Here is a 24,299-nt window from a genome sequence, read left to right on the forward strand (position 1 = left end):
ATTTTAAATAGCCGTGAAAAATTCTCTTGTATAGGGGGTACATATAAATATGGGTGAGGTCATCGTAATAACGTCCGGTAAAGGCGGCGTAGGCAAAACGACTACCACAGCCAATCTTGGTACCGGTTTTGCTCTTCAGGGTAAAAAAGTCGTATTGGTGGACGCTGATATTGGGCTAAGAAATCTTGACGTAGTAATGGGACTGGAAAATCGAATTGTGTATGACCTAGTTGATGTAACCGAGGGCAACTGTCGCTTAAAGCAGGCTCTTATCCGCGATAAGCGTTATGAAACGCTCTACTTGCTGCCGGCAGCTCAGACTCGGGATAAAAATGCCGTTACCCCTGATCAAATGCGTCAATTATGTCAGGATTTGGCCCAAGAATTTGACTATGTAATCATCGATTGTCCGGCCGGTATTGAACAGGGATTCAGAAACGCTATTGCCGGCGCAGACCGCGCCATAATTGTCACTACCCCGGAAGTGTCGGCAGTGAGGGATGCTGATAGAATTATCGGCCTATTAGAATCAGAAGGCAAGCACAACCCTAAGCTTATCGTCAATCGAATTAGGCCGCTTATGGTTAAAAAGGGTGATATGATGGATATTGATGATATCATTGAGATCCTTGCTGTCGATCTATTGGGAATTATCCCTGAAGATGAGTACATTGTGATTTCTACCAACCGGGGCGAACCGGCGGTTGCCAACACATCGGCCCTGGCCAGTACTGCCTATCGCAATATCGTACGCCGGCTGATGGGCGAAAACGTGCCGCTCATGATCCTTGAGCCCAATGATAGTTTATGGAACCGCTTTAAAAAAGTGCTGGGATTGTAAAAACTGGTTAGCTTAAGGGGGGAAAGAAGGTGTTTGAAATAATTCAGAAACTGTTCGGTAAAGAGCCGCAAGGTTCAAAAGATATTGCCAAAGAACGGCTGCGTTTTGTCTTGGTGCATGACCGGGTAAATGTATCGCCGCAGTTCATGGAAATTATTAAAGATGATATGATTAAAGTTATTTCAAATTATATGGATATCAATGAATCCGAGATGGAAATAAATTTAACAAAGACCAATACTCAGGTAGCGCTGGTAGCTAATATTCCGGTTAATCGTATGAAACGGAGCGTGCTGCCGGGGGAATAACGGTTTTTAAGCAGGGCAAGGATTTTGCTCTGTTTTTTTCCGCCTCTAATACTGGACGTAAACGGGAAATACTATTATAATAAAGTGAAACTTGTCTCAGAGGAAGTTTTAACACCCTCTGAGACTTAGTTGAACTAATCCAGAAGCTTAGCGCCACTTATTCCGCCGCTTAAAAAGCGAGGGTATTAGTGGCGGTTAGCGATCGGATAAATAGGACATTGATAGAGAGAAGGTTAGTGTATCTATGCTTAACCAGCGCCTCTTGCGAAATCTGGATTTTATACTTATTGGCGTTACTGCGCTTATCATTGTTGTCAGTCTGGTTATTATCGGCAGCGCTACCCATATCAACGGTCCCAGTGAGGACAGGTATTGGTATGTCGAGCGCCAAGGCCTGTTTGCTTTAGCCAATATTGCAATTATTTTTATCACGCTAAACTTCGATTATAAGTCGCTGGAAAAGGTTTCGGGATATTTGTACGTTCTCAATTTGATTATGTTGCTGGCTGTTATGTTTATCGGCCAGTCGGCGCTTGGGGCGCAGCGCTGGATTCAGATTGGTCCGATAAGCTTACAGCCGTCAGAGTTTTCCAAATTGATTATGATTATTTCTTTGGCGCAGATATTGGATAAGCGTACCGGCCGGCTTAACACATTTAAAGAAATAATCCCGATTTTTATTTATGTCGGCATACCCTTCCTCCTGGTGTTGAAGCAGCCTGACCTTGGGACGTCGCTGGTGTTTATAGCCATATTATTTGGTATGATTTTTATCGCCGGCATCAGCACACGGCATCTGATGGCTATTGTCGGCGCAGGTATAGCTTTTATGCCGATATTCTGGCACTTTTTAAAAGATTATCAGAAAAAGCGCCTAACAGTATTTATCGATCCGAACGTCGATCCTTTGGGGTCAGGCTACCATATAATTCAGTCCAAGATTGCCATTGGATCAGGCATGTTGTTTGGTAAGGGATTGTTTAACGGTACTCAGAGCCAGTTGAACTTCCTGCCGGAGAACCATACCGATTTCATTTTTGCGGTTATCGGGGAAGAATTGGGATTTGTTGGCGCCACATTTGTTTTATTATTGTATCTTATCTTACTTTACCGGGGCGTAAAAATCGCTGGCGCTGCCCGTGACAATTTTGGCACACTGCTGGCAACCGGTATTACTTCCATGATGGCGTTCCACGTGCTTGTTAATGTTGGCATGACAGCAGGCATCATGCCGGTTACAGGCATTCCGCTTCCGCTTATGAGCTATGGTGTCAGTTCGTTAACCACCAATCTGGTTAGTATTGGAATACTGTTAAACATTTATATGCGTCGCCAAAAGATATTGTTTTGACACAGCCGGGCTGAGGCCCGGCTGTTAATTTTGGTTGAAGTTTAGGGCTTGACTGGTATTTTTACCGTTATAGGCAGGCAAGATGCTGTTCTCCGAGTTATAATTCTGTGGTTTTGTCATATATATTCATAAGGAAACTTAAGCCGGTTTATGTATGGGGGGCTTAATATGGCAAAGTTGTGGAATAGTCTGAAAAACCGCTGGCAGTCTGGAATACGTAATAACGACAGAACGTGGCAGTCTTACTATGAAGACCCGGCCGACTACACCTGGTTAAAAAAGATAGTAGTTGCCCTGGCAATGTTCGCCGTGGTTTATGGCGCTCAGGTCTCGGATACTAAGATCGGGCAGGAAGTAACCGGCGTTGTGAGGCTTATGTTGGCGACTCATACTGACTTTGCTTACTATACGGCCAAAGCTACCGAATATATTGTTGCGTATTGGCCAAATGCTGCCAATATCACTAATGTTCCTGTTTTTAAGCAAGTACAGGCCACTATTTCACGGCCGGCCGACCCGCTAATGTATATGACCAAACCGGTGGAAGGGCAGGTAATAACGCAATTCGGCTGGCGAAATAATCCGGCGCTTAAGCAGGAGACGCTACAGGAGGGAATTGATATTGCGGCTCCTACCGGGTCAAGCGTCCGCGCTGCTGCTGCGGGGAAAGTAAAGATAGTTACTGATAGCGCTCAGTTCGGCAAAATGCTAATACTTGAACACGGTCAGAATATCGAGACGGTTTACGGGCATTTATTAGATATTTTAGTCAAAGAAGGTGAGGCCGTGAGCCAGGGACAGGTGGTTGCCCGGGTAGGCAATAGCGGCACGGCCACTACGACCAGGCTTTACTTTGAACTGCGGGAAAACGGTAAAGCTGTTGATCCATTTACCAGAATAAAAGGGGAATTTAACAAGTAAAGGATGTGAAATATGCGGGCTGGTAGGATTGCAGGGGTTGAGATCATATTAAATAACTGGTTTTTAGTACTGATAACCTTATTTACGGTTGCCGGCCTGGCAAGTAAGGTGATGCTGGTATTTGGTGCTGTTTTGTGGCATGAATTGGCACACATGCTGATGGCAGCCGGGTTAGGTTACAAAGTCAAACAAATTGAACTGCTGCCGTTTGGCGCTACAGCACGTATTGAGCGCCTGGCTGATGCCGGAGCGGCCAGTGAAATAATGATAGCAGCCGCCGGACCGCTGGCAAGCATGGTTCTGGCGGCTTTATGTTATGCAGGAATCGGTGAAGCAGGTAATTGGCAGGAAGTACTGAGCTTTGTAGGTGAAGTCAATCTCATGCTGGCTGGTTTCAACCTGCTGCCAGCTTTGCCGCTTGACGGCGGGAGAATTTTACGGGCGATACTGACCCGCCGCCGTGATTATCGTAATGCCACCGCCATTGTTGTGATGATAAGCAATATAATCAGCTTTATGCTATTAATACTTGCCGGTTTAGGCTACTTGTTACACAATACAATAAATTTGACGATAATTATTGCCGCAGGGTTTTTGTTAATCACTGCCCGTACCGAAAATGACCTAGCCGGGTTTCGCGCTATGCGCATTCTGGCTAGTAAAAAAGCTGAGCTTTCGGTTAGTGGTGTTATGTCTACCAGTCATCTCACAGCTATGAGTAACGCGACCATCAGTGACGTAATCCGCCTGTTTGGGCCGGAGCAATATTATATCATCCATATAGTTGACCAAGATTTCCGTCTATGCGGCGCCCTGACTGAAACTGAAGTATGGGAAGGACTGCTAAAGCGGGGAATCAAGGCCAAGGTAAACGAATTTCTTTGATTCTATCAAGTTTTTAAATTTAAGGATAGTTGGGAAAAATAAGTCTTGATATTTCCAGCGGAAAAATACATAATATCTTTTATAGCTATTTATTTGGAGGTACATAATGCGTTCCTTAGATCCTGTAAGCCCTGCCATTTTAAGCCGGGTAATGAAGCCAGCCAGGTATACCGGCCACGAATGGAACAGCGTGGTCAAAAACTCTAGTGCGGTTACAGTGAATTTTGCTCTGGCTATGCCTGACGTGTATGAAGTCGGTATGTCCAACCTAGGGCTTAAAATATTGTACCAGATATTAAATGATCGTCCTGATACCTTTGCCGAGCGGGTTTATGCTCCTTGGGTAGATATGGAAGCTGAAATGAGAAATGCCGGTATCCTGCTCTATACGCTCGAAACCAAGCGGCCGGTTGCTGAGTGCGATATTATAGGTTTTTCACTCCAGTATGAGCTAAGTTACAGTAATGTACTTAATATGCTTGATTTGGCCGGCATTCCCGTGCTGGCAGCTAAGCGGGGAGAAGAACACCCGCTGGTCGTGTGCGGCGGGCCGTGTGCCTTTAACGCTGAACCTATGGCCGATTTTGTTGATTTCTTTATCTTAGGCGAAGCCGAAGAAGTTATTAGTGAGGTGGCTGCCGCTATTGCCGACTGGAAACAAGCCGGCAAACCGGGTGGCAAACCCGCGGTTCTCAAACAATTGGCCAAGCTTCAGGGTATCTATGTGCCCGGCTTTTATGAGGTGGAGTATCATGATGACGGACAAGCAGCCGGTATACGTCCGCTCATGCCTGAAGCCAAGCCTGTTATTAGCAAACGGGTGATAAAAGACCTTGATGCAGTAACTTTTGCCACTAAACCCATCGTACCCTTTATTGAAATTGTTCATGACCGGATCATGCTTGAGCTGTTCCGGGGCTGTACCCGGGGTTGCCGTTTTTGTCAGGCCGGGATATTGTACCGTCCGGTGCGTGAGCGTAAAATGGAGACACTCATTAATTATGTCCAGGAACTGGTGGATAATACCGGCTATAATGAAATTTCGCTAGTGTCATTAAGCTCAGCCGACTACTCCTGTCTCAGCCCTTTAATCAAGCAACTTATAGCCAGGTTTAAGCAGCAGGGAGTGAGTGTGTCGCTGCCGTCGCTCAGGATTGACAGTTTTTCAATTGATCTTGCCAAGCAAGTGCAGCAGGTGAGAAAAAGCGGTCTTACGTTCGCGCCTGAAGCCGGTACCCAGCGTCTTCGCGACGTAATTAATAAAGGTGTGACTGAGGACGACCTTACTGAAGCGGTAAGTGCGGCTTTTAAATCAGGCTGGTCAACTATTAAGCTCTACTTCATGATTGGCCTGCCTACCGAGACTGATGAAGACGTGGCCGGTATTGCCGTCCTGGCCCAGCGCGTGTCAGATCTTTATAAGCAGATAACAGGCCGCAAAGGCGCAAAAATTACGGTGAGCGTATCATCATTTGTACCCAAACCGCATACTGCTTTTCAGTGGTTTGGCCAAAATTCGATAGAAGAGATTGAACGTAAACAAAAGCTGCTAAGATCGCTGATCAAAGACCGCAGCATATCACTGAGTTGGCACGACGCGCGCACCAGTTTCCTGGAAGGCGTGTTTGCGCGCGGTGACCGCCGTCTGGGAAAAGTGCTCCTCAGGGCGTGGCAAAACGGCGCCAAGTTTGACGGTTGGTCTGAGCACTTTAACTATGATGTGTGGATGGATGCATTTGCTGCCGAGGGACTTGATCCTGCCGTTTATGCCAGCCGTAACCGGGAACTTAGTGAGTTTTTACCGTGGGAACATTTGTCGGCAGGTGTGGATAAGTCCTTTCTGGCGCGGGAATGGCAAGCTGCGCAAAATGCAGCCTTCACACCCGATTGCCGCCGTGAACAGTGCGGTGTGTGCGGCGTGTGTCAGGGTTTAGATGTGAAAATTATCGATAGGGGGCAGGCATAATGGCCAGATTACGGCTTATGATAACCAGAGGCAAAGAAGTCCGCTATGTCTCCCACTTAGATTTTGCCGGAACAATTGAGCGGGCTATCCGCCGTGCTAAGCTGCCGGCAGCTTATTCCGAGGGCTTTAACCCCCATATGAAGCTGGCGTTTGCTTCGGCGCTGGCCGTAGGGGTGACAAGCGATGCCGAATATCTGGATATTGAACTGACTGAAGAACTGGACCTTGCCAGTGTTGAAACCCGCCTAAAACCACAACTGCCTGAAGGTATTGGACTGAAAGCGGCCAAATATATGGGGAAGCGCAGTCAAGCGCTCATGGCTGTAGTTAATTTGGCTACATACGAAATAACCGTACCGTTGGCAACCGGGGCAGTCTGGGAGACTGCGGCAGCAAGTATAAACAAATTCAATAGTGAAACCAAAGTGATTTATATTAAAGAATCCCCCAAAGGCCGGCGAGAAATTGATATTAAGGAATATTTTGCCGCACCAGTTGCCATTAGGCCGGTGACCGACAAGCAAGCAGCAATAATTATCGGTCTTTCAATAAAAATTACTCCGGAAGGCAGCGTCAAACCCGCTGAGGTTTTGACTGCGTTAGCCGTGAATTTTGGTTTACCCATTGATAAAGACAACGCGCTAATCAACCGGACCGGGCTCTATGTAACAGACGGGCGGGTATGCCGTTCGCCTATTGAATTATAAATCAAGAGGAAAAACGATGAATAAAAGTATTATTGCCAACGTGATGCCGGAAGAAACCAGAGTGGCGCTCCTGGAAGACGGTGAGCTCATGGAGATATCGGTAGAACGTAGTGAAAACGGACCTTTGGTTGGCAACATCTATAAAGGAAAAGTAAAAAACGTTCTTCCCGGTATGCAAGCTGCATTTGTTGATATTGGGCGGGACAAAAACGCTTTTTTATATATGGGTGACGCCGGCCGTCAAGCCGCCTGCCGGCGTTTAACAGTCGGCCAGGAGGTACTGGTCCAAATTGCTAAGGACGCTATGGGTGACAAGGGGCCGCGGGCTACGATTAGCCTGACGTTGCCTGGCCGCTATATAGTACTTATGCCCAATGTCGATTATATTGGTATTTCCCGCCGCATTGAAGATGAATTTGAGCGGGAACGCCTGCGGCAACTGGCTGAGAAGCTTCGTCCGGACGGTATGGGAGTTATTGTTCGGACGGTAGCCGCAGGCAAAAGTTATGACGAACTTATGAAAGATATGGCCTATCTTACTAATGTATGGTCAACCTTAAGCACCAGAGCCAAACGGATAAACGCACCGGCACTACTTTACCGTGATGCCGACCTGGTTATCAGGATTGTTCGCGATTATCTGACAGACGATGTTACTGAGTTTATTATCGACAGTCAAGAGGCTTACAACCGGGTTGTTGATTTGCTTAGATACATATCGCCGGAATTTATTGAAAGTGTCCGGCTTTATGAGTCAGGCAACTATGACGGCGATTTGTTTAACCGGTTTGGTATTGATAATAAGCTGGAAACTCTGCGTAACCGGCGGGTTGACTTAAAATGTGGTGGCTACCTGGTCATTGACCATACCGAGGCGCTGACTGTTATTGATGTCAATACCGGTAAATTTGTCGGTGACACTAACTTGTCAGAAACAGTGTTTCAGGCCAATATGGAAGCGGCGGCGGAAATTGCCAGGCAGTTAAGGCTCAGAGATATCGGTGGTATCATTATTATTGATTTTATTGATATGGGCAAAGCGGAACAGCGCTCAGCCGTGATGGCTGAACTGGAATTTGCGCTTAAAAAAGACCGCACCAAATCCAATGTACTTGGCATTACCAGCTTGGGACTGGTTGAAATGACCAGAAAAAAGGCCAGACAGAACATTCACAGCATGCTCTACAGTGAGTGCCCGTGCTGCCTGGGAAAAGGACGCATTAAGTCACCTGAAACGGTAGTAATCGACATAAAACGGGAACTGCGAAAACTAAACAAGCGTTCCCGCCCGGGCGGGCGGCTCTTAATTCAGGTTCATCCCCAAGTAGCCGATTTCTTAAACAGGCCAGGGGAACTCAAGCGGCTTGAGCAGGAAACGGCGAGAAGCCTTGTGGTTGAAGCCACACTGCGCATGAATCCTGAGACGTTTTCTTTGCTTTGGAAATCTGATTGACAAACTATTATCATTATGATAAAATTTCGTGATGTAGGCATTTGCCTACACCCAACCGCACGGAGAGGTGTCGTAAACAAACGAAACCGTGTTTCGTTTTACCGTATTCGGCGAGTCTTGCTGTAGGGAGGTGCAATATGTACGCTATTATCGAAACCGGTGGTAAACAATACCGCGTTGCCGAAGGCGATATGCTCACTATCGAGAAGATTGAAGCCGCTGAGGGGCAGACTGTTGAGTTTGATCGTGTTCTGACTGTGGTAAAAGATGGTGAAGTAGTTATCGGCAAACCGTTGGTAACTGACGCTAAAGTTACCGCTCAAGTAGTGTCCCATGGTAAAGGTAAGAAGATTTTGGTTTTTAAGTATAAAGCAAAATCCAACTACCGTCGTCGTCAAGGTCATCGTCAGCCGTTCACAAAAGTTCGTATTGAAAAAATTTTTGCTTAAGGCCGGACAATGATTATTGTTGAATTAATTCGTGATAACAATCAGGCGATTACCGGTTTTAAAACAAGCGGTCATGCCGGAGTTGCGCCGCGCGGTCAGGATATTGTGTGTGCCGGAGTATCGGCTCTTGTCCAGTCGGCTATCATGGGAATTGAACGCCACCTCGGGCGGGATATTGAACTGATGCATGATACGGCCGGAACTATTAAGATGGAACTTATTGGCCAGCCTGACAGTCTAACAGGTGCGGTGCTGGAAACCATGCTGCTCGGTTTGAACGAAATCGCCAAATTATATCCGAAGAGTGTTCGAATTATTGAGCACAGGAGGTGAAAGTACGATGGAAAAATTCAAACTGCATTCTTTTGACTTACAGTTATTTGCTCATAAAAAAGGTGTGGGCAGTTCCCGCAACGGCCGCGACAGTGAGGCTAAGCGCCTGGGCGTTAAACGTCACGCCGGTGAAGTTGTCACTGCAGGCAGCATTCTGGTCCGCCAGCGTGGTACTCATTTCCATCCCGGTAATAACGTCGGTATTGGCAAAGACGATACCTTGTTTGCTAAAGTTCCCGGCAAAGTGTCTTTTGAACGTAAAGGCCGTTATGACCGTCAAGTTAGTGTGTATCCTGTAGCTGAAGAAGCCATCATGTAAGAATTGCCTGCGGCTCCCCAATAGCCGCAGGTTTTTTATTTATTTTTTTGCAAAAATGCCAAAAGTCGACAGGTATTTTAGGGCGCGAGGGCGAAAGACATATCATTCGGCAGTTATTCGGAAGGATTGATAGAATGACAAACCCTGAATGTCCTCAAGTAATGTCATGTAATGCTGTGATAAAACTGCTTCGCATCCAGCGCCACGACTTTTTAAATCATCTGCAGGTTATTCATGCTATGATTCAGTTGGGGCGCGACGAAAAAGCGCTACAGTATATTGAAAAACTGGCGCATGATCCGGAACTGGTATCTAATGTTTTGGCAACATACCAGAGTGAGCAAGTTTTAAAAAATATACAACCTTAATTTGATAAATATTACTGCGATAGCGCATATTACATATAAAAAGCACAAGGGGATTTCTATGTTTATCGACAGAGCCAAAATTACCGTGAAAGCGGGCAGCGGCGGCAACGGCATGTCAAGTTTCCGCAGGGAAAAATACGTTCCTAAAGGCGGGCCAAGCGGTGGGGACGGTGGCCGCGGCGGCAATGTCGTGTTAATTGGCGATGCCAACCTGAACACGCTTATTGATTTCCGTTATAAACGGCAGTTTAAAGCCGATAACGGTGCTAACGGTCAATCCAGCAACATGCATGGCCGCAGTGCCGATGACCTCTTAGTTAAAGTGCCGCCGGGAACTATAGTTAAAGATGAAGCGACCGGTCAAGTTCTTGGCGATATTACCGAACCAGGTCAGCAGATCGTAGTCGCCAAAGGCGGCCGTGGCGGCCGCGGTAACGCTCGTTTTGTCAACAGCGTCCATAGGGCGCCTACCTTTGCCGAACTGGGCGAACCGGGCGAAGAACGAGTGCTTTTATTGGAACTAAAACTACTTGCTGACGTTGGCCTTGTTGGCTATCCAAGCGTGGGCAAGTCGAGCATTCTCGCCATGGTATCAGCTGCAAAACCTGAGATTGCCGCGTATCATTTTACCACTTTGTCGCCGGTACTGGGGGTGGTCAGCATTGCCCAGGGACAAAACTTTGTGTTGGCTGACATCCCGGGATTAATTGAAGGAGCGCACGCGGGAATTGGGCTGGGGCATGATTTTCTCCGCCATGTCGAGCGTACCAAAGTGCTCATTCATGTTATTGATGTTTCCGGCATGGAAGGCCGCGATCCTATTGACGACTATCATAAAATTAACAATGAACTTAAGTTGTATAACGAAAAACTATCCAAACGGCCGCAAATTATTGCCGCCAATAAGATGGACCTGCCTGAAGCCCAGGAGAATTATAAGCGGGTGGCTGATTATATGGCTGGCTTAGGTCATGAGATTTATCCAATCTCTGCCGCCACCGGCGATGGGTTGCCGGCTCTCATGCAACGGGCGGCGCAGCTCCTGGCTGAGTATGTTGAGGAGCCTGAAGAAATTGAAGAGGCCAAGGTTTATGAAGCCAAGCCTGAAGATGAGTTTAGCATCAGGCGGGACGATGACGGCGCCTATATTGTTGAAGGCGAAGGCATTGAAAAGCTGGTAGCTATGACTAGGTTTGGCGATGACGAAGGTGTCCGCCGGTTCCAGGCCATATGGCGCAGATTGGGGATAGAAGAGGAACTTCGGGTACGTGGCATTCAGGAAGGCGATACTGTCCGGATCCGTGATATGGAATTTGAGTTTAGACCGTAGGGGAAACTATTTTGCAAGATAACGCAAGCATACTAACAGGCAAGCAAAAACGGTTTTTGCGGGCGCTCGGCAGCACGCTTGACCCTGTTGTTCAAATTGGGAAAGGCGGCATCGTAAACACTGTCGTTGAAAGTGCCGCACAAGCTTTGGCGGCCAGGGAGATTATTAAAGTTCGGGTATTGCAAAACAGTCCGGAAGAACCTAAAGCAGCTATTACTGCGCTGGCTCAAGCCACCGGCGCCGAATTGGTGCAAGTAATTGGCCGTAATGGTTTATTATATAAGAGAAATGAGGAAAAATCCAAGATAGAACTGCCTTAATTATGGGGGAGTATCAGTATATGCTTACCAGAAAAAACCTCGCCGATGCGAAACGCATTGTTGTCAAGGTGGGTACCAGCACGTTGACTCATGCTACCGGTAAACTAAACCTGCTTAGAATTGAGAAATTAGCTCGTGAATTATCTGACCTTGCCAATCAGGGCAAACAGATTATCCTGGTTACTTCCGGCGCGGTTGGCGCCGGGATGGACCGTTTGGGATTAAAAGAGAAACCCAAGACCATTCCGGAAAAACAGGCGGCCGCTGCCGTTGGTCAAGGTATCCTGCTCCATATCTATGAAAAAATGTTTGGAGAATATGGCCAAATTGTGGCTCAGGTGCTGCTTACACGCGCCGACTCGGTTAACCGCAAGCGCTATACCAACTCCCGCAATACGTTAATAGCGCTCCTAAATCAGGGTGTCATTCCCATTATCAATGAAAATGATGCCGTGGCTATCGACGAACTTAAAATTGGCGACAATGATACACTTTCCGCCATGGTTGCCAGCATTATTGACGCCGATTTGCTGATAATTTTGTCAGATGTTGAAGGCGTGTACACAGCTAATCCCCAGACCGAACCCAATGCCACACTGCTAAGCGAAATTACCGACATTACTCCTGATATCGAAGAATTGGCCGGTGGGCCGGGGACACTCCGTGGCACAGGTGGTATGTACACCAAAATTCAGGCTGCGAAAATTGCTGTTAACTCTGGTGTAACTATGGTCATTGCTTCAGGTGGCAGAGACGGCGTTGTTCGCGAAGTGCTGCAAGGAAACAAAGTGGGCACTATTTTTATCTCCAAAGAAAATCGTTTACAAATTCGAAAACGCTGGTTGGCTTTCGGTGTTACCGTAAGCGGCAGGGTGACAGTGGATAAAGGCTGTGAGCAGGCACTGCTAACCGGTGGTTCAAGCCTGCTGGCTGCCGGGATTGTAGAAGTTGAAGGTGATTTTGAACTAGGCAACACTGTTAGTATTGTAAGCGGCAGTGGCCGGGAATTGGCCCGGGGCATTACCAACTACAGCGCTGAAGACGTAAAAAAAATCATGGGTGTTCACACTAATGAAATTAGCGATATATTGGGTTTTAAGACATATGATGAAGTTGTCCACCGCGATAACATGGTTTTATTGGTATAAGCTCGTCTTAGACGAAAGGGGAGAGGTAATATGGACTATATGGCTGAGCTTGCCGAAAAAGGCGCGATAGCTAAACAAGCAGCGAGAAAACTGGCAGCGTTGTCTACATCGGTAAAGAACAAGGCGCTTTTAGCTATGGCTGACGCCCTGGAGACCGGGTATAGCACAATTGTTGCCGCTAACGCTAAAGATGTTGAGCGGGCCGAAGCCGGCGGCATGGCTAAACCGCTTATTGACCGGCTGTTATTAAACCAAGCCAGAATACAAGCCATGGCCGAAGGGGTACGACAGATCGCCGCTCTGCCTGACCCGGTGGGTGAAAGCCTATCAGGCTGGGTTAGACCTAATGGCCTTAACATCACCAAAGTGCGTGTGCCGCTTGGTGTTATTGGCATTATCTATGAAGCCCGTCCTAATGTTACCGTTGATGCCGCCGGGCTGTGCCTAAAGGCAGGCAATGCCGTCATTTTACGCGGGGGTTCAGAAGCCATCAACTCGAATACTGCTGTTACTGCCGTTATTGCTGAGGCTGCCTATGCCGCCGGTGTGCCGGAGGGCGCTATTCAGCTTGTCGAGACTACTGACCGTCAGGCTGTGGCTGCAATGCTTAAACTTAATAAATATCTGGATGTAATTATTCCGCGCGGCGGGGCCGGACTTATTAAAACTGTAGTGGAAAACAGCACTGTTCCGGTAATTGAGACAGGCACCGGTGTCTGTCACACCTTTGTTGATGCAACTGCCGATTTGGCCATGGCCCAAGACATTGCTTTCAATGCCAAAGTTTCGCGTCCTGGCGTGTGTAATGCCATGGAAACACTATTAGTACACCAGGCGATAGCTGCCGATTTTTTACCTGCTATGCTGGAGCGGTATCACCAAGCCGGCGTTGACCTGCGCGGCTGCCCTGAGACTATGAAATACCATCAAGCTGTAAAGCCAGCTACTGAAGAAGATTGGGCTGCTGAATTCTTAGACCTTATCCTGGCGGTACGAGTGGTGGGCAACCTGGACGCGGCGCTTGAGCATATTGCCGCTTACAGCACCCGGCATTCTGAGGCTATTGTTACCCGCGATTATGATAACGCCCGGCGGTTTCAGCAGGAAGTTGACGCCGCTGCCGTTTATGTCAATGCTTCAACCCGCTTTACTGACGGTTTTGAATTCGGCTTTGGCGCCGAAATCGGCATTAGTACACAAAAGCTTCATGCCAGAGGTCCGATGGGTTTGCCTGAGCTCACCAGCATTAAGTATGTTGTCAACGGCAATGGGCAAATACGGTAATTAATTCCGGGGCTATGTGAAAACTATGAGGTTAAAGGTAACGGTGGTTTGCAATGCCCACAAAAATAGTCCGTATCACCTAAAAGTGGTACGGACTCACCAGTTTTAATGCTAAAAACAGATCTGAAGTAGGGGTGTGGGTAATTTATCTCTATGGCCCAGTCAGAAATGCTTAAAAGATAACTGATCCGGTAGAGGTATTAAGGTATGAATAAAATGAAACTTATTGCAGGTTACTGTTATGCACTGCGTAACTACCTCCAGACGCCGAAAGGCCGTCATGATGCCCTGGATTACATCCGTGGAGCGCTTATTATCATCGGTGTTATACTATCTATAAGGCTAGTCATAAAGTGAAACCTCCTGCAGAAAGTTTTAAACGCCTCTATGGCTTAGTTAGCCTAATCCAGGAGTTTTGTGCCGCTTAGCCCCTGAACCTCTTTTCATACAGCTTGACATTTGCTATATAATATTAAACATATTGGGATTTTTTTACATTTTTTTGAAAGGCAGATAACCATGTCGCACACAAAGACTAAAATTGGGATTATGGGCGGAACATTTGACCCCATTCATATCGGGCACCTGGTAACAGCTGAAGCGGTTCGCATCGAATATAACCTTGACAAAGTGTTGTTTGTTCCTGCCAGTAATCCGCCGCATAAGCAGGGGTCATTAGTTACACCGGCAATTCACCGTTATATTATGACAGTTATGGCTACCTACTCTAACCCGCACTTTTTTGTGTCCGGCATTGAGCTTGAACGTTCCGGGCTCTCGTATACAATTGATACCGTTAGAGCACTTATTGATTGTTATGGCGCCAATACCGAGTTTTATTTCATTACCGGCGCTGATGCTGTTAAAGATTTGCCGAGTTGGCGGGAAATTGAAAACCTGTTAGATTTGTGCTATTTTGTGGCCGCTACCCGTCCGGGGTGTATCAGCTATATTGATGAGGTAATCAAACAATTTGGCGCCAAAGGGCGACGCAGTATTCATCGTCTGGCCACGCCCGAACTGGAAATATCATCAACTGACATCAGGGAACGGGTTAAAAAAGGACGGTCGATTAAGTACATAGTACCCGAAAGTGTGGAAGATTATATTTACAAAGAAGGACTCTACCGTTAACTGCTTCTGTGCCAAATAAAGGCATTGCTAGTTTAAGCATAAATCCCGTTTTTTTGCAGATAATGTTAACGTAAAATTTCTTTTTTTAAAGTATCCTGATGTAACGGAGGTGATTTTCCTATGGCAAAAACGCTTTATGTTGGCAACCTGCCTTGGAGCACAACAGACACGGCTCTTGCTGACGCTTTCCGTCAGCATGGTTCTGTAGTATCAAGTAGAATAATTACTGACAAGGAAACGGGACGTTCCCGGGGTTTCGGTTTTGTAGAAGTCGAGGACGCTGACGCTGAAAAAATGGTTGAGGCCATGAATGGTTCTCAAATTGGGGGTCGTCAGATTGTCGTTAACGAAGCTAAACCGCGCCAGGGTTAACCCTCACTGGCATTTTAGCTTGTAGACTATAAATGTTCTGGCATCATATTCACCTCCTAACTTTAGGAGGTTTTTTATTTGACAAAAGAGGATATCTGCGGATCCTGACGAATTTTAATAGTGGAGGATAGGTGGTGTCAAATTATGGATTACAAACAAGCGGTGGACAAGCTGTCACACACATTGTCGCCCAAACGGTTTAGTCATTCGTTGGGAGTAAGCAGAACGGCGGCAGAACTTGCCGCCCGTTTTGGTGAAAATATTGAAAAAGCCAGACTGGCCGGCTTATTGCACGACTGCGCCCGCGGCATACCCAGCAATAACCTATTGCAAATGGCCGAGTCTTTTGATATAGTGATGAATGATGTCGAACGCTGTCAGCCGGTGTTGCTGCATGCGCCGCTGGGCGCTTGTTTGGCTCAAAAGGAGTACGGAGTTGATGATCCGCACATTCTGCGAGCCATTGCGCTTCATACCACTGGTGGACGAGATATGTCAACATTGGATAAAATTATTTATGTTGCTGACTTTATTGAACCAGGCCGTGATTTTCCCCGTGCAGACAAGCTTCGCAGCCTGGCTTTGCAAGATTTGGACGCAGGGCTGTTGGCCTGTTTTGATCAATCAATTCACTATGTTATTGACCAAAATTTGCTTATACATCCGGCTACTATTGAAGGTCGGAACTATTTACTGCTACAAAAATAATAATATGAAGACAAAACAATGTAATTAATAGGTGTTGTCTTTCGGGAGAGGAGATGATACCATGCACGAATTGCAGGATAAATTCCCGAAGCGCCGGCGGAGAATTCGCTGGGACCGGGTGTTTCTTATGCTGGTGCTGCTGCTGTTTGTGGTAGTGGCGCTGGCCGGAGCCAGTGTGTATGCTTATCTGAATATAGTCAGAACGCCTACAACCCAGGTAGTCAAGGCTACCGAGCGTCAACCGGAAACTTTAAATAACAGGGTTAACATACTGCTCTTAGGAATAGATGACAAAGACCGTGAAAACCCTTATGACACATCAAGGCGCTCAGATACCATGATGGTAGCCAGTATTAACCCGCAGAACGGTACGATTAATCTGTTGTCATTGCCGCGTGATACCAAAGTGAACATCCCCGGACGCAAAGGCTATGACAAGATTAACAGTGCCTATGCGTATGGCGGTGCCGAATTGGCCCGCAATACTGTTGAGCAATTTTTGCATATTCCAATCAATTATTATGTAGTAATTGACTGGCAGGCATTTATCAAGGTTATTGATATTTTGGGCGGAGTAGACCTTTATGTCGAGCATGACATGAATTACAAGGACCCTTGGGCCGACCTTGACATTCATATTGCTAAAGGCTACCAGCATTTGGATGGTGAAAAAGCCGGTGAATATGTGCGTTTCCGTAGTGACGAACTGGGGGATATTGGCAGGGTGCAGCGTCAGCAGCGGTTCTTAAAAGCGTTGGCTAAACAAACGCTGCAAGTAGGCACAATATTAAAAGTGCCTGCGCTGGTCAATACGCTCAATCAGTATATTGATACCGACATGTCGCTTATGACCATGGCCAAAGTGGCTAATAGTCTAAAAAACTTCAATTCCAGTAACATTCATACCGAAATGTTGCCTGGTGATTTTGCGACAATCGACGGACTGAGTTACTGGGTACCGGATAATGCACAAACGAAAAATATGGTTGAAGATCTATTTATGTCTGCGGCCAAAGTCAGTGAAGTATACTCTAAAACTACAGATTCCACTCGGAAAAATTAGTACCAGCAAAGTAGAGCGTAATTTATTGCTCTACTCTTTTTTTGCAGGAAACTAACCTAATAAGCCCGAATAAAATAATTTTGGAAAGAAAAAGCTAGTTTTAAGAACGGCTTCAGGAGGTATTTTTTAACTAATGAATCAAACTGATATCAAATTAGCCGAATTAGTGGCCCAAGCTGCCAGTGACAAAAAAGCTCGCGATATAGTAATCATGGATTTGACCGGGATTTCGCCCGTTACCGACTATTTTGTCATTTGCAGTGCTAACTCGACTACGCAGGTACAAGCTATTGCCGATAACATTGAGGAACAACTCGCCGAGCAGGGAATCAAGTCTTTTCGTAAAGAAGGTTACCGCGAAGCGCGGTGGGTACTTATTGATTATGGCAACTGTGTGGCCCACATTTTTGTCGAAGATGACCGGCAATTTTATAAACTTGAACGGTTGTGGGGCGATGCCAAACAAGTTGCTTACCAGGGCTAGGTGGATAATGAATAAGAACAAGCACAACTATAAACCCGGTGATGTAGTCGATTTAACTGTTGTCCGGAAAAGCGATCTGGGTGCGTTTTTAGACGCTGGCACAGGCAATACCAGTGACGATATCCTGCTCCATAATGCCCAGCAAACGGAAACGGTGATGGTGGGACAAGTTGTCAAAGTATATCTCTATACCGACCCGCGGGGGCGGTTGGCAGCCAGTATGCGACTACCCCAAATGCGGGAGGGACAAGTAGCCAGAGTTGAAATTATCAACACCACCCGCGATGGGGCGTTTGTCAATATTGGCGCTGAACGGGGAGTATTCATGCCCCATGCCGGTATGCGCGGCAAGCCGCGGCGCGGCGAAAAAGTGTGGGTCAAACTGTATCGTGATAAATCTGGACGGCAAGCAGTTACTATGGAAGTCGAAGACGAACTTAGGCGGGCTTCACGACCGGCTGAAGGCGTCAAGGTCGGCGATACTGTTACCGGTTCAGTGTACAACTACAGTGACCAAGGGGCTTTTATCTTTACCAAAGACCGGTTTATTGCTTTTCTCCATAATGACGAGATGACCGAACGGCCCCGTATTGGCGCCGAACTTACCACTAGAATTACATATATCAGAGAAGACGGCCGCCTCAACGTGTCCATGCGGCCACCCAAAGAAAATGCCATAGACGTAGACTCAGAGAAAATACTTGAGGTGCTCCGCACCCGGGGTGGACAGATGCCGTATAGCGACGACTCGCCACCTGAGATCATCAAAGAAAAGTTTAATATCAGCAAAGCCGCATTTAAACGGGCTATGGGTCGTTTGCTTAAAAGCAGGCTCATTGAACAGCGGGAGGGTTGGACCTATCTGATAAATAACAATAATGAAGGTGGCGATTAGCCACCTTCATTATCATGTGGGAAGCGAGTTTTTGCAGGGCATGTGTTTCTTTTGTTCGGCAGTATTAGTTTTGTTTTCCGTATTCATATTAGCTGCCGGTCTGCTATTTTTGGTATTATTTGAATCCAGCAGGTCCTTGCTTGCCATAGACTATTTTCCTCCTTAAAAGTTTTTACTTGCGGTAACTACCGCTTTCTTCTGGGAGGTCAGCCGCCCTGTTTGGTAATTTCTTCAGCGTATTCAGCAGAAGACTGGAGGTCATCAGCAGAAATGGTCTCATTGCTTACCTGATATTTTGAGTGGGTTGGGCTTGTCCGCGGGCCTTCACTAATTAACCATTTAGCGTCCACCTGTGATTTACCGGCAATATTTTTGCCGTTCCAAAAGCTTGTTTTTTCGGTTGTCAAATTATCACCTCCAATGCTGCTATTATTTTTCCCAGATGGTAGATAAGCATGAGCGACAATGATTGCTAGTTTTGAAGCGATTATTCACTTTTAAAGCTTAGATATACGCCGATGATAATGAGAGCACTACCGACAAAAAAAGACCATGTCAAATGTTCGCCCAAAAGTGCCCATCCCAGCAGGCTGCCGACTACCGGTTGAAAGAAAAAGAACGGTCCGGCCTGATGCGAGGACAACAGTGACAAGCCTTTGTTCCAGGTAAAGAAAGCTACGGCTGTTGACGCTATGCCGATATACAGCACGCTGGAGATAATCGGCCAGGTGGTTAGCACGCCATAATCCCAGCGGCCCAATTCGGTAATTGAGGCCATCCCTGTAAGGAGTGTTGCCGTAAGGACTCCGGCTGTTGTAATCGTTAGCGGCGAATGCACAAATGATGCTTGCCGTGCTACCACCGATTGGTATCCCCAAAATAAGGCCGCGAGTAGCAGAATTAGATTGCCCCACAAGGTGCTACCGCCGCTTTCGTTACCTATTAGGATAATGACCAGTACGCCGGCAAAAGCGGTAAACATGGCAGTTCCCTCGCGGCGTGACATTTTTTCTCTCAGTAATAAAACGGCAAACAAAGACTGGAAAATAGGCGACAGTGTAGTGATTACTGCCCCCATGTGGGCTGACGAAAGATTGGTGCCAATAAATTGGGCGCTAATTGACAGGAAGTAGCCGATAAATCCGATTTGCAGCAAGGCAGTGCGTCCGCCGGCAGGAAATACAGTTACTCCGGTCATCCGGCAGGCGATAACTAAAGTTATCGATGCTGTCAGATACCGGAGAAATAATAGCGTAAAAGGCGGGATGATATTCATGGCATATTTGCTGACAACATAGAGTCCGCCCCATAAGCTGGCAGCCAACGACAGGCAGATTGCGCCTATATATTTTTCGCGCATCAGATTCACTCCGATCTGTATTTGATACCTAAAAGAGCTTTATTCTATGTGAGCAGCTATAATCCTTTATCAAATTAACTTCCTTTATCAAATTAACTTCCTTTATCAAATTAACGTGAGAAATGTAAAACCCTGCATCATTAATCTGCAGGGTTTTGGTCAGTTTGTTCGAGTAATTCATTATCTTTTTCAGTAGCTATACGCTTAATGAGTACTTTATCGACCCGTATCCTGTCCATATCGACAATCTCAAAATGGTAGCCGCTCCACTCAAAACTTTCGGCAGTGGTGGGAATTTGTCCCAGATAAGAAACGATAAAACCGCCGAGTGTCTGAAAATAACCTCGTTCTTCGCCGGGAAACTGGTCTACGGCAAGGAGTTCTTTCAGTTCTTCAATTGACAACATTCCGTCTACAAGCCACGAACCATCGTCACGGGTAATAATGTCCGGGTCTTCGTCTTCACCAAGATAGGGCATATCGCCCACAATATGTTCTGCAATATCATAAAGGCTGATAAGCCCGGAGATGCCGCCGTATTCATCAACTACCAGCGCAACATATATTCCACTTTTTTTAAACTGTTCCAAAACCTTGAGGGCTGGCGTGTTTTTAGGTATATAAAGTGGTTGCCGTGAGGCATGCTCAAGCCCCAGGGGTTTTCCCGGAGTGTAGTTTGCCAGTAGTTCATTGGAATAAACGACGCCTATTATATCGTCCAAGCTTCCCCGCGCTACGGGAAAAAACAGATGGCTGTTGCTCCGGATAATACGTAGATTGTATTGATCATTATCTTCCACATCCAGCCATTTTATTTGAGTGCGGGGCGTCATGAGCGCACCCACACGCATATCGCCAAGTAAAAAGATTTTCTCTACCATTTCATGCTCGGCTTTTTCAAATACGCCAAGCTGTGTTCCCTGATCAATTAATACCCTGACCTCTTCTTCAGTTACCGGCGGTTCTCCCGGCGGTTTGACTCCCAGAAGTTTCATGGCCATAGTAGTTGAAACGCTTAAAAGATGGACCAGAGGACGGTTAATACGAACAAAAGCCGATATGGGGCGGGCTACAGCCGCAGCGATTGGCTCAGGATTGTTGAGTGCTAGTTTTTTCGGCACTAATTCACCGATAATGAGCGACAGATAGGTTATAATACCGACAACAATGGCCAAGCTGACAGTATCGCTGTAACGGCCGAGAAAGGGGATTGCATTTAGAATTGAGGCCAGATAGCTTGACAATTTGGCGCCGCCAAAAGCACCTGTAAGGATACCAATTAAGGTAATACCTATTTGTACGGCAGATAAAAGCTGGGTAGGGTCTTCGGCCAGTTTAAGCGCTATTTGCGCGCCGCGGCTGCCGTTAGCCGCCATACTCTCCAACCGGCTTTTCCGGGATGATACGATAGACATCTCGGTCATGGCAAATATTCCGTTTGCCACAATTAGAGCCAAAATAATCATGATCTCCGTACTTATAGAGGGTGTATCCAATTTGTGCAAACACTCTCCCTTGGTAAATAAAGTTTATTCAATTATATCATATATATCATATTGTAGCGTATAGTTATAGCATGCCCTTTTGGTAATCTGTATTAACCCCGTGGCCAGTACATAATTATAAGAACACCTAAGAGGGCGACTATCCCGCCAATAATGTCAAATTTGTCAGGTGCTACTTTGTCAACGCCCCAGCCCCACAAAATTGAAAGAGCGATAAATACGCCTCCGTATGCGGCATACACCCGGCCGAAGCTGGCAGGTTGAAAAGTGGGGATTATTCCGTAAATAATAAGGATAATGGCTCCAGCTACCGCATATAATACTCCTTTACCTTCGCGGAGCCATAACCAGATGAGATAACCGCCGCCGATCTCACATAGTCCTGCTAAAATAAAATACAATATTGATTTTATAATATCCATATAAAAGATAAAAGCCTCCTAAAGAAATAATAGTACTGCACATCAGAATGGTCAATCAGTAAGACTTTAATAGCCTCAAGACACTTAATATTCTGACGGCAGCCGACCCTACTAGCGGAATTTGCCTTATATCCCGCTCTGTTAATCCACCCAGCAGCAATAACACTGCACCATAAATTACCGTTCCTGTCAACATGGCGGCCACGGTGGCCAGTGTTTCGGTCAACGCTCCGGTCACAGCGGTATGGACTATATAAATGCCCATGCCCATGGCTGTTACGGCCGCGATATTCTGCCAAAAATCACTGATTTTCAAGTGAAAACCAGTATACCGGTAAACAAAGTATAAATTTAATAATGCGGCCACGCCAATATCAGCAACAGTAGCCCAGGCCGCTCCCTTAATGCCCAGTTCCGGTAATGCGGCCAGTGTCCAGTTCATAATGACTTTTACCATTGCCGCAAATCCCATGTTAATAACAGGAATAGTAGTATGGCCCATACCTTGAAGTACCCCGGTTGTTACCTGATGGATACCGAGCAGATATACGCTGATAGCCAAAACCTCTACTACCGCACCGGCCTGCGGCGCGTGATAAATCAAGGTGGACACAGGGGTCGCCAGCAGCCATAACGTCACGGCAGCGGGGAGGGTAACCATATTGGCCAGCCGCATGGCAGCTGCCGTATGCCGTTTAATACCGCCGCTGTCTTTTAGTGAAAGAGCTGCAACCGATGGCACCAAACTGGTAGCCAGGGCCGCTGTGATAATTGTTGCCAGATTGACCAGCGGCACAGCCATGCCGGTGAGATAACCGAACAGTTCGGTGGCCTGCGCCACCGTATAACCAGCCACTTCCAGCCGGGCCGGTACGATAAATAAGTCAAGATTAGCCACCAAGGGCAGCATGATACTGGATAACGACACCGGCAGCGCTAAGGCGATGATCCGCCGCATAATGCTTCCGGTGTTTTCCTGTTCCCCAATGTCTGGTGATAAAGCCTCTTTCTCCGCCAAGTCCTGTTTTAGACGCCAGTAATAGTAAATTAGGACTGCCAGTCCTGCTGCCGCACCTGCGCCAGCCCCCATACTCGCGCCGCCAGCCGCATAGTCTAAGCCTTTTGGCAATAAGAGAGCCGCAAATACCAACATCGCAGCCACCCGAAACAACTGCTCGACAATCTGAGAAATAGCTGTCGGAGTCATAATCTGCCAGCCTTGAAGAAACCCGCGAAAACTTGACAACACCGTAACAAGAAAAATCGCCGGGGATAGTGCCAACAGCGCGTAGTAGGCGCGAGCGTCACGAATAAAGCGGTGGTCAATCAGCCAACCGGCTCCCAAATACATACAGAAGCTCAATAACAGACCTGTGCCGGCCAACAAGGCCAGTGACAGGTAAAAAACACGGTCAGCCCCCCGGTAATCCCGGAGAGCTATTTTTTCGGCAGTAATGATAGAAATGGCAACCGGAATGCCGGCGGAAGAAATACTCAGCGCCAAGAGGTAAATCGGGAAAGCCATTTGATACAGGCCGATCCCTTCACCGCCTAAAACACGGGATAAAATAATCCAGTTAAGTGATCCAATGATTTTGACCACAATACCGGCGACAGTCAATACCAGCGTACCTTTCAGAAACTGATTGCTTTGTTTAGCTTGGTTGTGTTGTTCCATAGAGCCCCCTTGCCACCATTACCGCGGGCTGGTTTGAGTGCGGTTTTTTCGCAGATAATAGATAGTGATGATCACTAGTCCGCCGGCTACCACGAGGCTGGCCTTATGACCAAGCACATTGATGGTCTGCCAATTTTCGCCGAGCAGCATACCGGCATAAATTAGACCTATCGTCCAAGGAATAGAACCTAAGATGATGTACAGGACAAACTTTACAAAATTGACTTTGGCAACCCCGGCAGGCAACGAAATAAAGGTACGTACTACCGGGAGCAGACGGCTGTAAAAGGTAGCTTTCAGGCCATAGCGGTCAAACCACTTTTGGGCCATATTCATATGGCGTTTCGATAAAAGTACATAGCGCCCGTATTTTTCGACAAAGGGATGACCGCCATAATAGCCTATTAAATAGGCTGCCATCGAACCAATCAGACCACCGGCAACACCGGCAATTGCGGCAGTGGCAAAGTCCATCCGGCCTAGATATACTAAGTAACCGGCAAAACCAAATATCAATTCGCTAGGCACAGGCAAACAGGCGCTTTCCAGTGCCATGCCAATCATAATGGCTGTATAACCCGAAACCGTAATATAATCAATAATAATATGAAAAAATTGTTCCATAGTAAATTCTTCCCTCCCAAACAGAAACCAATTATGATTTATTTATCAGGATGATCCTTACACTATCATGC

General features: G+C 46.8%; 29 protein-coding genes. 22 read left to right on the forward strand and 7 right to left on the reverse strand.

The features are described from left to right. The first annotated feature begins 49 nt into the window (after positions 1-49). From minD to SCACP_RS07070, 22 genes are all read left to right on the forward strand, one after another. Positions 50-841 (forward strand): septum site-determining protein MinD, encoded by a 792-nt coding sequence (minD, locus tag SCACP_RS06965; protein ID WP_425060626.1) that lies wholly within the window; start codon positions 50-52, stop codon positions 839-841. Positions 842-870: 29 nt separating this feature from the next. Beyond that, positions 871-1,149: a cell division topological specificity factor MinE gene (minE, locus tag SCACP_RS06970; RefSeq protein WP_425060627.1), complete on the forward strand. Its 279-nt coding sequence runs from the start codon at positions 871-873 to the stop codon at positions 1,147-1,149. A gap of 244 nt (positions 1,150-1,393) precedes the next feature. Continuing rightward, a complete protein-coding gene (rodA, locus tag SCACP_RS06975; protein WP_425060628.1) occupies positions 1,394-2,500 on the forward strand; it encodes a rod shape-determining protein RodA in 1,107 nt (368 codons plus the stop codon). Between the two features lie 168 nt (positions 2,501-2,668). Next, positions 2,669-3,421: a M23 family metallopeptidase gene (locus SCACP_RS06980; protein ID WP_425060629.1), complete on the forward strand. Its 753-nt coding sequence runs from the start codon at positions 2,669-2,671 to the stop codon at positions 3,419-3,421. A gap of 12 nt (positions 3,422-3,433) precedes the next feature. Next, the gene (locus SCACP_RS06985; RefSeq protein ID WP_425060630.1) at positions 3,434-4,306 is read left to right on the forward strand and encodes a site-2 protease family protein; all 873 of its coding nucleotides are present in this window, start codon (positions 3,434-3,436) and stop codon (positions 4,304-4,306) included. Between the two features lie 106 nt (positions 4,307-4,412). Further along, positions 4,413-6,272 (forward strand): TIGR03960 family B12-binding radical SAM protein, encoded by a 1,860-nt coding sequence (locus SCACP_RS06990; RefSeq protein ID WP_425060631.1) that lies wholly within the window; start codon positions 4,413-4,415, stop codon positions 6,270-6,272. Beyond that, on the forward strand, positions 6,272-6,979 hold the full coding sequence (locus SCACP_RS06995; RefSeq protein ID WP_425060632.1) for a TIGR03936 family radical SAM-associated protein: 708 nt from the start codon (positions 6,272-6,274) through the stop codon (positions 6,977-6,979). The genes SCACP_RS06990 and SCACP_RS06995 overlap by 1 nt, the downstream gene beginning before the upstream one ends. A 16-nt stretch (positions 6,980-6,995) precedes the next feature. Beyond that, a complete protein-coding gene (locus SCACP_RS07000; RefSeq protein ID WP_425060633.1) occupies positions 6,996-8,432 on the forward strand; it encodes an Rne/Rng family ribonuclease in 1,437 nt (478 codons plus the stop codon). A 137-nt stretch (positions 8,433-8,569) separates the two neighbouring features. Continuing rightward, positions 8,570-8,881: a 50S ribosomal protein L21 gene (rplU, locus tag SCACP_RS07005; protein WP_425060634.1), complete on the forward strand. Its 312-nt coding sequence runs from the start codon at positions 8,570-8,572 to the stop codon at positions 8,879-8,881. A 9-nt stretch (positions 8,882-8,890) separates the two neighbouring features. Next, positions 8,891-9,214: a ribosomal-processing cysteine protease Prp gene (locus SCACP_RS07010; RefSeq protein ID WP_425060635.1), complete on the forward strand. Its 324-nt coding sequence runs from the start codon at positions 8,891-8,893 to the stop codon at positions 9,212-9,214. Positions 9,215-9,236: 22 nt separating this feature from the next. Further along, on the forward strand, positions 9,237-9,533 hold the full coding sequence (rpmA, locus tag SCACP_RS07015) for a 50S ribosomal protein L27 (RefSeq protein WP_425061342.1): 297 nt from the start codon (positions 9,237-9,239) through the stop codon (positions 9,531-9,533). 134 nt (positions 9,534-9,667) lie between these two features. Further along, a complete protein-coding gene (locus tag SCACP_RS07020; protein ID WP_425060636.1) occupies positions 9,668-9,901 on the forward strand; it encodes a Spo0B domain-containing protein in 234 nt (77 codons plus the stop codon). A 58-nt stretch (positions 9,902-9,959) separates the two neighbouring features. Further along, positions 9,960-11,231, forward strand: coding sequence for a GTPase ObgE (obgE, locus tag SCACP_RS07025; RefSeq protein WP_425060637.1), 1,272 nt, complete (start codon positions 9,960-9,962; stop codon positions 11,229-11,231). An 11-nt stretch (positions 11,232-11,242) separates the two neighbouring features. After that, positions 11,243-11,551, forward strand: a complete 309-nt coding sequence (gene yhbY, locus SCACP_RS07030) for a ribosome assembly RNA-binding protein YhbY (RefSeq protein WP_425060638.1) — start codon at positions 11,243-11,245, stop codon at positions 11,549-11,551. Between the two features lie 20 nt (positions 11,552-11,571). Then, complete coding sequence (proB, locus tag SCACP_RS07035; RefSeq protein WP_425060639.1) at positions 11,572-12,699, forward strand: glutamate 5-kinase; 1,128 nt, start codon at positions 11,572-11,574, stop codon at positions 12,697-12,699. A gap of 30 nt (positions 12,700-12,729) precedes the next feature. Continuing rightward, entirely contained in the window at positions 12,730-13,983 is a 1,254-nt protein-coding gene (locus tag SCACP_RS07040; protein WP_425060640.1) for a glutamate-5-semialdehyde dehydrogenase, read from the forward strand. Between the two features lie 519 nt (positions 13,984-14,502). After that, entirely contained in the window at positions 14,503-15,117 is a 615-nt protein-coding gene (gene nadD, locus SCACP_RS07045) for a nicotinate-nucleotide adenylyltransferase (RefSeq protein ID WP_425060641.1), read from the forward strand. Between the two features lie 120 nt (positions 15,118-15,237). Beyond that, a complete protein-coding gene (locus SCACP_RS07050) occupies positions 15,238-15,489 on the forward strand; it encodes an RNA recognition motif domain-containing protein (protein ID WP_425060642.1) in 252 nt (83 codons plus the stop codon). Positions 15,490-15,633: 144 nt separating this feature from the next. Further along, positions 15,634-16,197 (forward strand): bis(5'-nucleosyl)-tetraphosphatase (symmetrical) YqeK, encoded by a 564-nt coding sequence (yqeK, locus tag SCACP_RS07055; RefSeq protein WP_425060643.1) that lies wholly within the window; start codon positions 15,634-15,636, stop codon positions 16,195-16,197. Positions 16,198-16,258: 61 nt separating this feature from the next. Next, on the forward strand, positions 16,259-17,260 hold the full coding sequence (locus tag SCACP_RS07060) for an LCP family protein (RefSeq protein ID WP_425060644.1): 1,002 nt from the start codon (positions 16,259-16,261) through the stop codon (positions 17,258-17,260). 133 nt (positions 17,261-17,393) lie between these two features. After that, complete coding sequence (rsfS, locus tag SCACP_RS07065) at positions 17,394-17,744, forward strand: ribosome silencing factor (protein WP_425060645.1); 351 nt, start codon at positions 17,394-17,396, stop codon at positions 17,742-17,744. A gap of 7 nt (positions 17,745-17,751) precedes the next feature. Then, a complete protein-coding gene (locus SCACP_RS07070) occupies positions 17,752-18,639 on the forward strand; it encodes a CvfB family protein (protein WP_425060646.1) in 888 nt (295 codons plus the stop codon). Positions 18,640-18,651: 12 nt separating this feature from the next. Here SCACP_RS07070 and SCACP_RS07075 read toward each other — a convergent pair whose 3' ends face one another. From SCACP_RS07075 to SCACP_RS07105, 7 genes are all read right to left on the reverse strand, one after another. Next, entirely contained in the window at positions 18,652-18,786 is a 135-nt protein-coding gene (locus tag SCACP_RS07075; RefSeq protein ID WP_425060647.1) for a hypothetical protein, read from the reverse strand. Positions 18,787-18,845: 59 nt separating this feature from the next. Beyond that, a complete protein-coding gene (locus SCACP_RS07080; protein WP_425060648.1) occupies positions 18,846-19,046 on the reverse strand; it encodes a hypothetical protein in 201 nt (66 codons plus the stop codon). 80 nt (positions 19,047-19,126) lie between these two features. Then, complete coding sequence (locus SCACP_RS07085) at positions 19,127-19,999, reverse strand: DMT family transporter (RefSeq protein ID WP_425060649.1); 873 nt, start codon at positions 19,997-19,999, stop codon at positions 19,127-19,129. 140 nt (positions 20,000-20,139) lie between these two features. Beyond that, positions 20,140-21,465, reverse strand: a complete 1,326-nt coding sequence (locus tag SCACP_RS07090) for a hemolysin family protein (RefSeq protein WP_425060650.1) — start codon at positions 21,463-21,465, stop codon at positions 20,140-20,142. Positions 21,466-21,596: 131 nt separating this feature from the next. Continuing rightward, the gene (locus tag SCACP_RS07095) at positions 21,597-21,926 is read right to left on the reverse strand and encodes a YnfA family protein (RefSeq protein WP_425060651.1); all 330 of its coding nucleotides are present in this window, start codon (positions 21,924-21,926) and stop codon (positions 21,597-21,599) included. A 55-nt stretch (positions 21,927-21,981) separates the two neighbouring features. Beyond that, complete coding sequence (locus tag SCACP_RS07100; RefSeq protein WP_425060652.1) at positions 21,982-23,604, reverse strand: putative polysaccharide biosynthesis protein; 1,623 nt, start codon at positions 23,602-23,604, stop codon at positions 21,982-21,984. An 18-nt stretch (positions 23,605-23,622) separates the two neighbouring features. Further along, complete coding sequence (locus tag SCACP_RS07105) at positions 23,623-24,228, reverse strand: DedA family protein (protein ID WP_425060653.1); 606 nt, start codon at positions 24,226-24,228, stop codon at positions 23,623-23,625. Between the last annotated feature and the right edge of the window lie 71 nt (positions 24,229-24,299).

The organism is Sporomusaceae bacterium ACPt (assembly GCA_041428575.1).
Classification (GTDB): Bacteria; Bacillota; Negativicutes; order Sporomusales; family Sporomusaceae; genus Sporomusa_D; species Sporomusa_D carbonis.

Bases quoted from the DNA above. Each gene is read 5' to 3' on its own strand.
- SCACP_RS06990 (WP_425060631.1), top strand. From the start codon at position 4,413: ATGCGTTCCTTAGATCCTGTAAGCCCTGCCATTTTAAGCCGGGTAATG.
- SCACP_RS07100 (WP_425060652.1), bottom strand. From the start codon at position 23,604: ATGGAACAACACAACCAAGCTAAACAAAGCAATCAGTTTCTGAAAGGT.
- SCACP_RS07095 (WP_425060651.1), bottom strand. From the start codon at position 21,926: ATGGATATTATAAAATCAATATTGTATTTTATTTTAGCAGGACTATGT.
- SCACP_RS07070 (WP_425060646.1), top strand. From the start codon at position 17,752: ATGAATAAGAACAAGCACAACTATAAACCCGGTGATGTAGTCGATTTA.
- SCACP_RS07000 (WP_425060633.1), top strand. From the start codon at position 6,996: ATGAATAAAAGTATTATTGCCAACGTGATGCCGGAAGAAACCAGAGTG.
- SCACP_RS07050 (WP_425060642.1), top strand. From the start codon at position 15,238: ATGGCAAAAACGCTTTATGTTGGCAACCTGCCTTGGAGCACAACAGAC.
- nadD (WP_425060641.1), top strand. From the start codon at position 14,503: ATGTCGCACACAAAGACTAAAATTGGGATTATGGGCGGAACATTTGAC.
- yqeK (WP_425060643.1), top strand. From the start codon at position 15,634: ATGGATTACAAACAAGCGGTGGACAAGCTGTCACACACATTGTCGCCC.
- minD (WP_425060626.1), top strand. From the start codon at position 50: ATGGGTGAGGTCATCGTAATAACGTCCGGTAAAGGCGGCGTAGGCAAA.
- SCACP_RS07105 (WP_425060653.1), bottom strand. From the start codon at position 24,228: ATGGAACAATTTTTTCATATTATTATTGATTATATTACGGTTTCGGGT.
- SCACP_RS07085 (WP_425060649.1), bottom strand. From the start codon at position 19,999: ATGCGCGAAAAATATATAGGCGCAATCTGCCTGTCGTTGGCTGCCAGC.
- rodA (WP_425060628.1), top strand. From the start codon at position 1,394: ATGCTTAACCAGCGCCTCTTGCGAAATCTGGATTTTATACTTATTGGC.
- rplU (WP_425060634.1), top strand. From the start codon at position 8,570: ATGTACGCTATTATCGAAACCGGTGGTAAACAATACCGCGTTGCCGAA.
- SCACP_RS07075 (WP_425060647.1), bottom strand. From the start codon at position 18,786: ATGGCAAGCAAGGACCTGCTGGATTCAAATAATACCAAAAATAGCAGA.
- SCACP_RS07010 (WP_425060635.1), top strand. From the start codon at position 8,891: ATGATTATTGTTGAATTAATTCGTGATAACAATCAGGCGATTACCGGT.
- obgE (WP_425060637.1), top strand. From the start codon at position 9,960: ATGTTTATCGACAGAGCCAAAATTACCGTGAAAGCGGGCAGCGGCGGC.
- SCACP_RS07060 (WP_425060644.1), top strand. From the start codon at position 16,259: ATGCACGAATTGCAGGATAAATTCCCGAAGCGCCGGCGGAGAATTCGC.
- SCACP_RS07040 (WP_425060640.1), top strand. From the start codon at position 12,730: ATGGACTATATGGCTGAGCTTGCCGAAAAAGGCGCGATAGCTAAACAA.
- SCACP_RS06995 (WP_425060632.1), top strand. From the start codon at position 6,272: ATGGCCAGATTACGGCTTATGATAACCAGAGGCAAAGAAGTCCGCTAT.
- rsfS (WP_425060645.1), top strand. From the start codon at position 17,394: ATGAATCAAACTGATATCAAATTAGCCGAATTAGTGGCCCAAGCTGCC.
- proB (WP_425060639.1), top strand. From the start codon at position 11,572: ATGCTTACCAGAAAAAACCTCGCCGATGCGAAACGCATTGTTGTCAAG.
- SCACP_RS07090 (WP_425060650.1), bottom strand. From the start codon at position 21,465: ATGATTATTTTGGCTCTAATTGTGGCAAACGGAATATTTGCCATGACC.
- SCACP_RS07020 (WP_425060636.1), top strand. From the start codon at position 9,668: ATGACAAACCCTGAATGTCCTCAAGTAATGTCATGTAATGCTGTGATA.
- SCACP_RS06985 (WP_425060630.1), top strand. From the start codon at position 3,434: ATGCGGGCTGGTAGGATTGCAGGGGTTGAGATCATATTAAATAACTGG.
- SCACP_RS06980 (WP_425060629.1), top strand. From the start codon at position 2,669: ATGGCAAAGTTGTGGAATAGTCTGAAAAACCGCTGGCAGTCTGGAATA.